Source organism: Lactobacillus crispatus (assembly GCF_018987235.1).
Taxonomy (GTDB): Bacteria; Bacillota; Bacilli; order Lactobacillales; family Lactobacillaceae; genus Lactobacillus; species Lactobacillus crispatus.
This window is the reverse complement of record NZ_CP072197.1, coordinates 1,250,898-1,263,106: the sequence shown is the minus strand read 5'-3', so window position 1 is coordinate 1,263,106 and position 12,209 is coordinate 1,250,898. Positions and strand designations below refer to the sequence as shown.

Sequence of the window (12,209 nt, the reverse complement as noted above, 5' to 3'; positions counted from 1 at the left end):
GGAAAGTAAGAAATGCCAAATACAAAAGAATTAAAGAATAAATATGATGCTATCGTTGTTGGCTCAGGCGGAGCAGGTCTGACTGCTGCACTTCAAGCTCATGAACTAGGTCTAAATGTTGTTGTGCTTGAAAAAAATGAGAAAACTGGTGGTAACACTAGTCGTGCTTCAAGTGGAATGAACGCTTCTGAATCTTTGGTTCAGCTTGACGAAGGGATCATTGATAATAACCGTGACTTCTATGAAGAAACTTTAAAAGGTGGAGGTTTATTAAATGACCGTGCCATGTTGAAGTACTTTGTTAACCACTCTGCTTTAGCTATTTCATGGTTGATGAAATATGGTATTCGTTTAACTGATTTGACCATTACAGGAGGGATGAGTAAGAAACGTGCTCACCGTCCTGCTTCAATGGAACCAGTTGGATTTTATCTAACTTCACGAATGACAACACAGGTGAAAAAAGCGGGTATTGACATCTTTACTGGTGCTAAAGTTACCAAGTTGTTGCAAGATGCTAAGAAGCGCGTTAATGGTGTTGAAGTTGAGACACCAGATGGCATTAAAACAGTTAAAGCTAAGGTGGTTCTTTTAGCTACTGGTGGCTTTGGTGCTTCCAAGGATATCATTAAGAAGTATCGTCCAGACTTAGTTGACTATAAGACTACTAATCAGCCAGGGGCTACAGGCGATGGACTGAAGCTTGCTGAAGCACTTGATGCTCAACTAATGCAAATGAACTTCATTCAGGTTCACCCAACTGCAGATACTGATAATCCGCATGTTTATTTAATTGGTGAAGGTCTGCGCGGTGAAGGTGCTATCTTAGTTAACAAGAATGGTCAACGTTTTGTTAATGAATTAAGTACACGAAAGATTGTTTCTAGTGCAATTACTAATTTGCATGAAGATGGGGCATACTTGATTTTTGACTCAGGTGTACGGGCTCATTTTGCTGCAGTTGAGTTTTATGACCAGATTGGTTTAGTAGAACATGGTACTGATTTGGCTGATTTAGCTAAAAAAATTGGCGTAAATGGTGCCAACTTAGAAAAGACCATTGCCGCTTGGAATAAGTCCGTTACAACTGGTAAGGATAAAGAATTTGGCAGAACGACTGGGATGGATCGTGAACTTGATCGTGGTCCATACTTTGCAATTCATGTTCATCCAGCAATTCACTATACTATGGGTGGTATTCATATTAATACTGAAACTCAAGTACTTGATACTAATGGTAATGTAATTGATGGATTATTTGCAGCTGGTGAAGTATCTGGCGGACTTCATGGAAATAATCGAATTGGTGGTAACTCAATTGCCGAAACAGTTATTTTTGGTCGTCAAGCAGGTATTCAGATGGCTAAATATGTTCGTGAAAGTAAATAATATAAGAAAGATTATGTAAAGAGAGCGGTTGGTTAACTGCTCTTTTTCGATAGAAATAATAACACTGGCGAGATTTTGATGGGATATTATAATTTATAATTATGGAATAAATCGTGTCTAATGAAAGCGCTTAGTGTATAATTAATCATGTAGATAAAAAACAGTTTATAAACATTTGAAAGGACTAATTTAACTTATGAGTAGAAAAGTATTTCTTGTTGGTGATGGTGCTGTTGGTTCAACTTTTGCAAATGACTTATTGCAAAATACAATTGTTGATGAATTAGCAATTTTTGATGTAGCTAAGGATCGTCCTGTTGGTGATTCAATGGACCTTGAAGATATTACGCCATTTATGGGTCAAACCAATATTCATCCTGCAGCCGATTATAGTGATGCTAAAGATGCTGACGTTTGTGTGATCACTGCTGGTGTTCCTCGTAAGCCAGGTGAAACTAGACTTGACTTGGTTAACAAGAACGTTAAGATTTTGGAAAGTATTGTTAAGCCAGTAGTTGAATCAGGATTTAATGGTGTCTTTGTTGTTTCCGCAAACCCAGTTGACATTTTGACGACTTTGACCCAAAAGTTGTCTGGTTTCCCTAAGAACCGTGTAATTGGTACTGGTACTTCACTTGATTCAATGCGTCTTCGTGTTGAACTTTCAAAGCGTTTGAATGTCCCAGTTGCTAAGGTTAACTCAATGGTTCTTGGTGAACACGGTGATACTAGTTTTGAAAACTTTGATGAATCAACAGTTGCAGGTAAGGCACTCCGTGATTACTCAGAAATCAACGATGATGTTCTAGCAGAAATTGAGACCGATGTGCGTAAGAAGGGTGGCAAGATCATTGCCAACAAAGGTGCTACATTCTACGGTGTTGCAATGATGCTTACTCAAATTGTCTCAGCTATTTTGGACAATCGTGCAATTTGTTTGCCACTTTCAGCTCCGATTAATGGTGAATACGGTATTAAGCATGATCTTTACTTAGGTACCCCAACCGTTATTAACGGTGAAGGGATCGAAAAGGTAATTGAAACTAAGCTTTCCGATACTGAGCATGCTAAGATGATTAACTCAGCAGACAAGATGCAAGAAGTTTTGTCAGGTATAAACCTTTAATTGATCATTAATTTTATTAAAAGCCCTAGTTGTCAAAAAAACTAGGGCTTTTTCTTAATGACAAAAAAGCTAGAAAATAGTATTATATAAGAAAAGATTAATAAAAAGATTAAAAGATAAGAATTAACGAGGTATATCATGACAGTTATTTCACAACAAGAAATTGAAGGCTTTTCTGAAAGCTTTAATTCTAATCCTGAGAATAAAGTAGCTTCTCGTGCTGCTCGTCGTAGTGGTTTGCTTGAAGCTTCATTTAATGACCGCGTATCAGAACGACTTAATCATGTCTTTTCAACTGAACTTGATATTGGCGGTGTAACTGATCAGAAGCATTCTGGTCGTTGCTGGGAATTCACTACTTTGAATGTTTTGCGCCACTACTTTGGCAAGGAAAACAAGGTCAAGGATTTTACGTTCTCACAAGCTTATAATTTCTTCTGGGACAAGATTGAACGTGCTAACGCTTTTTACAATGCAATTATTCGTTTAGCAGATAAACCTTTGACTGATCGTCATGTCCAAGCATGGCTTGAATTTGCTGGTGAAGATGGTGGTCTTTGGACTATGGCCATTAACTTAGTTAAAAAATATGGTGTAGTACCTTCATACGCAATGCCAGAGAGTTTTAATACCAATAATACTACTGCTTTGGCTGAGAACTTGGCTCGCAAGGAACGAAAAGATGCGCTTGTTTTGCGTAAATTAGTCAGTGAAGGTAAGAAGGATGAAGCAGAAAAAACTAAGAAGGAATTCTTGAACGAGATTTATCGCATGGTTTCTGTAGCCTTGGGTGAACCACCAAAGAAATTTGACTTAGAATATCGTGATGATGATAAGAAATATCACTTGGAACGTGATCTGACACCACAAGCTTTTGTCCAAAAGTATTTCAAGAACTTTAATTTCGATGATTATGTTGCTTTGTCCAACATCCCTAATCATGAATACAACAAAGTTTACCATTTGCCACTTTATGATAATGTTGCTGGTGGTGATCAAGTTAAGTATTTGAATGTACCAATTGAATATTTAGCTCAAGCTGCAGTGGCGCAACTTAAGGCAGGTGAAGCAGTCAGCTTTGGTAATGACGTTTTAAAGCAAATGGAAAGAAAGACTGGTTTTCTTGATACCGACTTGTACAAGACTGATCAATTATTCCACGTAGATACGCAAATGAGTAAGGCTGACCGCTTGAATACAGGGGAAGGTTTTGCCACTCATGATATGACTTTAGTTGGTGTTGATGAAGATAATGGTCACATTCGCAAGTGGAAGGTTGAAAATTCTTGGGGTGATAAATATGGACACAAGGGCTTCTACGAAATGAGCGAGCCATGGTTTGAACAATATGTTTATGATGTGATTGTGAAGAAAGAATTTTTACCAAAAGAATTGCAAGAGTTGCTTGATCAACCTGCAATTGATGTAATGCCTTGGGAAAACTTTGGTGAATAAGATCAAAATAACAAAGATCAAGTAAAGAGATCTGGTTTAATTAGCCAGTTCTCTTTTTTTGCATAATTATTTGAGTTTAAATAATTCAAAAAATAAGCAAAAAATCAAAATAATTTAAAATTTGTAACCGCTTAATCTATTGATAAGTGTATAATACTAATTGTGAGTTGTGATGAGTTTTAGTTTTTATAAAAAGGCTTGTTTAACAATAACAAGATAGATTAGGGAGCATAAAGAGGGGAGAGCTACTCTATGCCTGTAGGAAAAAGAATTTATTTAAAGAGGCAAATGCCTGATCCAAAAGTTGTAGCTGGTTTTAAAAAGATCCCAGCTTCTAATACCGCGGATTGCATGGAACGAAATTGTGCTATGAATCCTAGAATTAAGTTAATGTCGAATCCTGATGAGGAAATGGTTGGTCCAGCATTTACGGTTCACACCAGGGCGGGTGACAACTTAGCAATTTATGCGGCTTTAAAGTATTGCCAGCCAGGCGATGTGATTGTCATCGACGACGAGGGTGATAACACTAGATCTTTGATTGGTGAGGTAATGATGTCTTACTTACGCGATCAAAAGAAAATTGCAGGTATTGTAATTGGTGGCCCAATTCGTGATATTGATAATTTAAGAAATTGGAAACTGCCGATTTATGCAACCAGTACTACTCCAGGTGGACCATATAAAGAAGGACCTGGTGAAATAAATGTACCTGTTGCTTGTGGGAATGTTAGTGTTAACCCAGGTGATGTGATTTTAGGGGATGCTGATGGAGTAATCTGTATTCCACGTAAAGATGCTCCTGAGATTTTGCCTAAGGCACAAGCTTTTCATGAGCAGGATGAGGCTAAAGCAATTGCCTTTAGCAAAGGAGAAGTTGATTTAAGTTGGGTAGATAAAAGCTTAGCAGATAAAGGCTTTGACATCATTGATGATGTGTATCGTCCATAGAGAATAGGGGATTCTTATGAAAACTTTAGAAAAAGTGAATTATAAAGGCTTTATTTGGCCTTTGATCGTTGGAATTGTATTGTGGTGTATTACTCCATGGCGCCCAAGTGGCCTTTCGGTTCAGGCATGGCAAATGTTTGCCGTTTTCGTTGCCACAATTGTAGGGTGTATTACAAAACCTTTGCCAATTGGTGGTACAACCTTAGCTGGCTTGGTAGTAACTGTTTTAGTTGGCTTAGCACCAATGAAGGACGTTACAAATGCAAAAGGTATGGTAGTTAATCAAGGCGTGCTTAGTTCATTTGGTAACTCTGCTGCATGGTTAATCGCTATGGCCTTCATTATGGCTCATGGTATTAGTAAAACAGGTCTAGGTAACCGTATTGCCTATATTATGATTCAAAAATTTGGTAAGAAGTCATTGGGTATTGGTTATGCGATTACTGGATTGGAATTAATTCTCGGTGCCTTAATTCCATCGAACTCAGCTCGTACTGGTGGGGTCGTTTGGCCAGTTGTTGAATCTGTTTCAAAAGAAGGCTACGATTCTAAGCCAGATGATGCTTCTCGTAAAAAGATTGGTGCCTACATTGACTTTACTGCCTTTCATGCCAATATTTTATCAACGGCTTTGTTTATTACCGGTGCTGCTCCTAACATGGTGGCTCAACAATTAGCCGCACAAAAGGGCTATCAAATGTCTTGGGCAGGTTGGTTTTTCACTGCAATCGTACCTGTTGCTGTATTGGCAGTAATCATTCCATTTGTTATTTACAAGATGTACCCACCTGAGATTAAAGAAACTCCAGATGCTAAGAAATGGGCTGATGAAAAATTAGCAAAAATGGGACCAATGTCAACTCCAGAAAAAATTATGATGTCAGTCTTCATTCTTTCAATTGTTTTATGGGTTTTGTCTGGTTTCTTTAAGATCCCACAATTAGATGCGACTTTTGTTGCCTTCCTGGCTGTAACTATTTTGATGATTACCGGTGTGTTAACAATGCAGGATGCTCTGAAAGAAACTGGTGCTTGGAATATCTTGATTTGGCTTTCTATCCTGATGTTCATGGCTGGTAAGCTGATTTCATACGGATTTATTGATTGGTTCTCCAAATTAGTTCAAAATGGTCTTCATGGTGTTAGCTGGGGCTTTGTATTGGCAATTCTAGTTTTGCTTTTGTTCTACACCCACTACTTCTTTGCAAGTGGAACTGCACATATGACTGCTCTTTATTTGCCATTCTTGTCTGTTGCGGTTGCAACTGGTGCTCCTTTAGGCCTTTCCGCAATGCTTTTAGCCTTTACTGGTGCAATCAACGCATCAACCACTCACTATGCTAATGGTCCTGCCTCAATTTTGGCTACTACTGGCTATGTTAAACAAGGTGAATGGTGGAAGATGAATTTTGTCCTTGGATTAATCTATATGATTATTTTTGGAACTGTCGGAGTTCTTTGGATGAAGATTATTGGTTTATGGTAAAAAATAAGCAATCTGGAATCACCAGGTTGCTTTTTTTGCGTCATAATAGAATTGAGTAATCAAAATGAAAGAAGATTAAAGATGAAATTTAAAACTAATGACGATGTAATTTTGCATTATACCGATACGGGGGATGAAGATAAGCCTGCTTTGATTGGGATCCCAGGTATAGGGGGATCTTGTCAAATGTGGCAAGATTTAATTGCCTTATTTAAAAATGATTATCGTTTTATTATGCTTGATCCACGCAATCAAGGACAGTCCGAACGAACCTATCGTGGACAGCGGATTAGTCGTCATGCAGTTGACTTAGAGGAGCTATTAGTTAAGCTCAATTTGCATGATGTAGTAGCTATTGGAAATTCCATGGGGGCTGCCAATATTTGGGCATATTTGTCAATTTATGGCAAAGGTAGACTAAAGGCAATGGTTGATTTAGACCAGTCACCAAAGATGATTGCGGATAAGAGCTGGAAGTATGGCTTTAAAGACCTAACTTGGGATAATTATCCTGACATGCTTAAATTTGATTTTGGCAAGGCTTTTTACCATCACATTGATGAAAAAATGTTTTTGGCTGCTAAAAAGGAATATCAAGAATTCCCATATGATCCAGCCGAAAACTATAACTGTTTAGTTGAACATGCGGAGCAAGATTGGCGTGACATGATTTTGGATACGCCGGTTCCCATGCTGGTAATTGCTGGGGAAAATCGCCATTTTTTAATGCAGAATTTACCCAAGCGATAAAAATGCTGAATCAAGATGTTCAAACGGCGATTGTACCGGAATGTGGGCATTTGCCTCAGGCTGAGCAACCAGAAAAAACGCATGAGATTATTGCTGAATTTTTGAAAAATTTAAAAAATTAATAGATAAATTGAAATAATCAAACTAAGAGAGTAAACTATATTTGTGAAAACGATTACCGAAATAGTAAGGCGGCATATTTATGGATAAAGTCGTTGATTTGTTTTTAAACGACGCTACAACTAGGCAAAAATGGGAAAACTTGTTGGAATCATTGGGGTTAAATGATTTTAGTGAACGCGAAGTTAATGTGATTGATCATACTATTGGGCTAGAAGATGAGGAAGGCAATTTAGTTGGTACTGGTAGTGTGGCTGGTAATGTCTTAAAGTATATCGGAGTCAAGAATGATGCCGATACGCAGGGGGCTCGCTTTAATAAAGTGGTTACAGCCTTAACGCAATATTTGACTAATGATGGAATTTTCCATTCCTTTGTCTTTACTAAAGCAAAGTATGCAACTAGCTTTGAGCACTTGCACTTCAATTTGTTAGCCAAGACGGATCAGGCAGCCTTTTTAGAAAATGGAATGCCTGATGTGAAGGAATTTGTGGCTGAAGTGCCCGAAATAGCAGATCAAGAGCATAAGAAGGTCGCTGCAATAGTCATGAATGCAAATCCGTTTACCTTGGGTCATCAGCATTTGATTAAGATGGCTAGTGAAGAAAACGATTTGGTTTATGTCTTTGTTGTGGCTAATGATGTTTCTTTGTTTAGCTTTGATGAGCGCTTCAAATTGGTGCAAGAAGGTATTAAGGAGTTTAGTAATGTGAAAGTAATCTCTGGCGGAGACTACATGGTTTCACCAGCTACTTTTCCAGCATACTTCTTAAAATCACCTGACGATTTAATTGCTGTACAAACGGTGATAGACGCGGCTGTCTTTAAGAATCAAATTGCACCAGGACTGAACATTACCCGTCGTTATATTGGTAAAGAACCAATTTCAAGAACGACTCACTTTTATAATGTTAGCCTAGCGCATGAGCTTGGTCCTGAGATTGAAGTAATCGTAATTGATCGCTTGGAAAAAGACGGTCAAATTGTTACTGCCACTAAAGTTAGACAGCTGATCAAGGATGGCAATTTAAAAGAGATCAATAAATTCGTGCCGGAAACGACTTATGAATTTATTAAGCAAAACATGCAGAAATTGCAGTCTAAAATTGAGAAAGGAATGAATATTGATGGAAATTAAAACCACAGCAGTTGCGGGAACACTTGAGAGTTCAGATATCCAAATCATGATTTCAAAGGGTTCTAACGGCATTGAGATTGACCTTGAATCAGAAGTAAAAAAGGCCTATGGAGATCAGATTGAAAAGGTGATTACTGACACCTTAAAAGCTTATGGCTTAGAAAATGCCAAGGTTAAAGCAACCGATAAGGGAGCACTGGATTGTGTAATTAAGGCTCGTACTTTAGCAGCTGCACAACGTGCAACCGAAACTTCAGACAAGCCAGATTTGGAGGTGCTCTAAATGACATACGTTAAGAATCGTTTGCGTAGAACCATGATGTTTGTACCTGGTAATAATCCAGCTATGATTAAGGATGCTGGCATTTATGGTGCAGATTCGATTATGCTTGATTTGGAAGACTCAGTTTCATTAACGGAAAAAGATGCTGCCAGAATGTTGGTCTATGAGGCAATTAAGACAGTCGATTTCGGTGGCAGTGAAATTGTAGTTCGTGTTAATGGTCAAGACACGCCATTTTACGATGAAGATGTTAAGGCAATGGTAAAAGCCGGCGTTGACGTTATTCGCTTGCCTAAAACTGAATCAGCTGCAATGATTCAAAAATTGGTAAAGGATATCGAACATTGGGAAGATGAATTTGACATTGAAAATGGTTCTATTGGCGTGATGGCTGCCATCGAATCAGCCAAGGGTGTCTTAAATGCCCCAGAAATTGCAACCGCAACGCCTTTAATGATGGGCTTGGCGGTATCTGGCGAAGACTATACTGCAGATATGCATACTCATCGTTATCCAGATGGTCGCGAATTGGAATTTGCGCGTAACATGGTTTTACAAGCAGCTCGGGCCGCAGACGTATATGCCTTTGATACAGTGTTCTCAAATATGAAGGATACTGAAGGCTTCTATCGTGAAACTAACTATATCCATGAACTAGGGTATGATGGCAAGAGTTTGGTTAACCCACGTCAAATTCAAATGGTTAATAAGGTCTTTAATCCAACTAAAGAAGAGATTGAGCAAGCTAAGAATGTTGAAAATGCCATTCGTGAAGCCAAAGCTAAGGGCTCAGGCGTTATTTCACTTAATGGTAAGATGATCGATAAGCCAGTTGTAGAAAAGGCTACCAGGGTTTTGGAAACAGCGAAAGCTTCTAACTTGATTGATAAAGAAGGTAACTACATTGGAGAATAAAGTAAAACGCGAATTACCAGATGATTTAATGAAAAAAATGAATTTGAAACCATTTGAAACTACTGAAATTGGTCATCCTGAAGTTAAGCGGGTTGCTCCAAAGGTAAGAGTTACTACTGGACAAAATAAGATTATTGATTCACTTGATGAGGTAATCAAGAATAACCTGAAAGATGGTATGACTATTTCATTCCACCACCATTTTAGAAATGGGGATTATGTTTTTAACTTGGTAATGGACAAGATTATTAGTATGGGTTACCAGGATTTAACCTTGGCTCCAAGTTCACTTACTGGTGTTATGAATGATAAAGTTATCGAAGCGATTAAAAAGGGAGTAATCACTAATATTACTTCTTCGGGTATGCGCGGTTCACTAGGTGATTTTGTTTCACATGGCGGCTTGAAGAATCCTGTAATTTTCCGCTCACATGGTAATCGTGCTCGTTCAATTGAAGAGGGCGAGATTAAGGTTGATGTTGCCTTCTTGGGTGTGCCAGTATCTGATCCCGCAGGTAATGCTAACGGTCAAGATGGGGATGCCGTCTTCGGCTCATTGGGTTATGCCCTAATGGATGCTCGCTATGCTAATAAGGTTGTTTTATTAACTGATAATATTGTTGATTATCCAAATACGCCTGCGTCAATTCAGCAAGATCAAGTGGATTATGTGGTTAAAATTGATAAAGTCGGAGATCCAGACAAGATTGGTTCTGGTGCCACTCGCTTTACCAAGGATCCTAAGGAACTCAAGATTGCTCAAATGGTTAACCAGGTAATCATTAACTCTCCATATTACAAGCAAGGCTTCAGTTTCCAAACTGGTTCTGGTGGTGCTGCATTAGCTGTCACCAGGTACTTACGTCAAAGTATGATTGATGATGGCATTACTGCATCATTTGCTTTGGGTGGTATTACTAAACCTACCACTGACTTACTTGAAGAAGGTCTAGTCAGAAAAGTTATGGATGTGCAGGACTTTGATAAGGGTGCTGCCCAATCAATGGCTAACAATAAAAATCAACAAGAAATTGATGCTTCTTGGTATGCTGATCCTCATAATAAGGGTGCAGTGGTTAACAACTTGGATGTTTCAATCTTGTCAGCTTTACAAATCGATACTGACTTCAATGTTAATGTTATGACTGGCTCAGATGGTGTCATTCGTGGAGCCGTCGGTGGTCACCATGATTCCGCAGCTGGTGCCAAGATGACGATTATTACAGCTCCTCTTGTTCGGGGACGTAATGCGACTGTTGTTCCAAGAGTAGAAACTATTGTTACTCCAGGTTCATCAATTGATGTTTTAGTAACTGAAAGAGGAATTGCCATTAATCCAGCTCGCCAGGATTTAGTGGATGCCTTTAGTAAGGTGCCAGGACTTAAGATCTTGGATATTAATGAATTGCAAAAAATGGCTGAAAAACAAGTTGGTGTACCAAAGCCACTTGAATATACTGATCGTACGGTTGCCTTAGTTGAGTATCGTGATGGTACTATCATTGATACCATTAAGGAAGTTAGGGATTAGTTCAAAACGAAATGTATGAATAAGTAATCACAAAGGTGTCACGAAAGTGGCATCTTTTTGTTTTTATTAAAATGTTAAGTTGTATTTTTGCAAGAAACGTTTTTTAATTATTTGTGCAAATATTTTATTTTCAAGCATAAATATTTGCAAATTCTAACTACGATGCAGTAGTAAAGTCATATCGCAATATCGATCAACTAAGAAAAAACAGTGAAGGTAAAATATCTGCACTGGTTCTTTGCGTAAAAAAACACCTCGTTTTAAGAACGAGGTGCGCGTATACATATATTTTTCTGAGTAATTTTATTATGACACAAATTAGATTGATTTTCACTTATTTAGACTCATTATTTTGTTTTGATGAATATTTTTGTTAAAGTGAACTAATGCTAATGATTTTTTGAGGGGAGATAAATATGGAAAGTTGGTTATTTCTAGCATTGGTGCTAGTTGTAGCGTTATTGGGTAAAAACATGTCATTAATTATTGCAACGGGAGTGGTAATGGTGTTTAAATTATTGCCGTTTACTAGTAAATGGCTGCCTACTATTCAAGCAAAGGGGATTAATTGGGGCGTAACTATTATTTCGGTTGCAATTCTAGTTCCTATAGCGACAGGACAGATTGGCTTTAAGGATCTGATTAAAACTTTTAAGTCGCCAGCTGGATGGATTGCCATTTTAGCGGGAATTGCTGTAGCTATCTTGTCACGTTATGGTGTTGATCAATTAGCAGCGGTGCCACAGGTGACGGTTGCATTAGTTTTAGGTACTATTATTGGAGTAGTGGTTTTCAAGGGTGTAGCTGCAGGTCCTGTGATTGCTAGTGGAATGACATACTTAGTAATTACGCTGTTTAACCTACATTTTTGAGGTATAATTGTGAAAAGTGAGGCGATTTAATGATTATTGTACATGAAAATACGCAAGAGCGATTAGATGACTATCTTGAACACCGTTTGCGTAATTATGAAATAATCACGCCGCCGATTCCTAAGAAACCTGAGATTGTCACTCAAGATGATCATAAACAGAAAAATCGAAAACAAAAAAGGGACCATTAGGT

11 protein-coding genes and 1 pseudogene are annotated in these 12,209 nt (G+C 38.2%); all 12 read left to right on the top strand.

The features are described from left to right. The first annotated feature begins 12 nt into the window (after window positions 1-12). The 12 genes and pseudogenes from J6L97_RS06120 (at window position 13) to J6L97_RS06065 (ending at window position 12,207) form a co-directional block, all read left to right on the top strand. Window positions 13-1,389: a flavocytochrome c gene (locus J6L97_RS06120; RefSeq protein WP_013086259.1), complete on the top strand. Its 1,377-nt coding sequence runs from the start codon at window positions 13-15 to the stop codon at window positions 1,387-1,389. A gap of 196 nt (window positions 1,390-1,585) precedes the next feature. Further along, the gene (locus tag J6L97_RS06115; protein ID WP_005720302.1) at window positions 1,586-2,515 is read left to right on the top strand and encodes an L-lactate dehydrogenase; all 930 of its coding nucleotides are present in this window, start codon (window positions 1,586-1,588) and stop codon (window positions 2,513-2,515) included. 138 nt (window positions 2,516-2,653) lie between these two features. Next, window positions 2,654-3,970, top strand: a complete 1,317-nt coding sequence (locus tag J6L97_RS06110) for a C1 family peptidase (protein ID WP_057726718.1) — start codon at window positions 2,654-2,656, stop codon at window positions 3,968-3,970. Between the two features lie 252 nt (window positions 3,971-4,222). Next, window positions 4,223-4,921: an RraA family protein gene (locus J6L97_RS06105; RefSeq protein ID WP_005720304.1), complete on the top strand. Its 699-nt coding sequence runs from the start codon at window positions 4,223-4,225 to the stop codon at window positions 4,919-4,921. A 16-nt stretch (window positions 4,922-4,937) separates the two neighbouring features. Next, window positions 4,938-6,407 (top strand): DASS family sodium-coupled anion symporter, encoded by a 1,470-nt coding sequence (locus tag J6L97_RS06100; RefSeq protein ID WP_005720306.1) that lies wholly within the window; start codon window positions 4,938-4,940, stop codon window positions 6,405-6,407. 81 nt (window positions 6,408-6,488) lie between these two features. Next, window positions 6,489-7,279 (top strand): annotated as a pseudogene (locus J6L97_RS06095) (alpha/beta fold hydrolase). Between the two features lie 80 nt (window positions 7,280-7,359). After that, on the top strand, window positions 7,360-8,415 hold the full coding sequence (gene citC, locus J6L97_RS06090; protein WP_054832832.1) for a [citrate (pro-3S)-lyase] ligase: 1,056 nt from the start codon (window positions 7,360-7,362) through the stop codon (window positions 8,413-8,415). Beyond that, window positions 8,405-8,698: a citrate lyase acyl carrier protein gene (citD, locus tag J6L97_RS06085; RefSeq protein ID WP_005720311.1), complete on the top strand. Its 294-nt coding sequence runs from the start codon at window positions 8,405-8,407 to the stop codon at window positions 8,696-8,698. The genes citC and citD overlap by 11 nt, the downstream gene beginning before the upstream one ends. Next, entirely contained in the window at window positions 8,699-9,613 is a 915-nt protein-coding gene (gene citE, locus J6L97_RS06080; RefSeq protein WP_013086264.1) for a citrate (pro-3S)-lyase subunit beta, read from the top strand. It abuts the gene before it with no gap. Then, window positions 9,603-11,144, top strand: coding sequence for a citrate lyase subunit alpha (citF, locus tag J6L97_RS06075; protein WP_143436821.1), 1,542 nt, complete (start codon window positions 9,603-9,605; stop codon window positions 11,142-11,144). The genes citE and citF overlap by 11 nt, the downstream gene beginning before the upstream one ends. Before the next feature lie 416 nt (window positions 11,145-11,560). Next, window positions 11,561-12,016, top strand: a complete 456-nt coding sequence (locus J6L97_RS06070) for a DUF441 domain-containing protein (RefSeq protein ID WP_005722922.1) — start codon at window positions 11,561-11,563, stop codon at window positions 12,014-12,016. Between the two features lie 29 nt (window positions 12,017-12,045). Beyond that, window positions 12,046-12,207 (top strand): hypothetical protein, encoded by a 162-nt coding sequence (locus tag J6L97_RS06065; protein WP_005720315.1) that lies wholly within the window; start codon window positions 12,046-12,048, stop codon window positions 12,205-12,207. Window positions 12,208-12,209 lie beyond the last annotated feature (2 nt).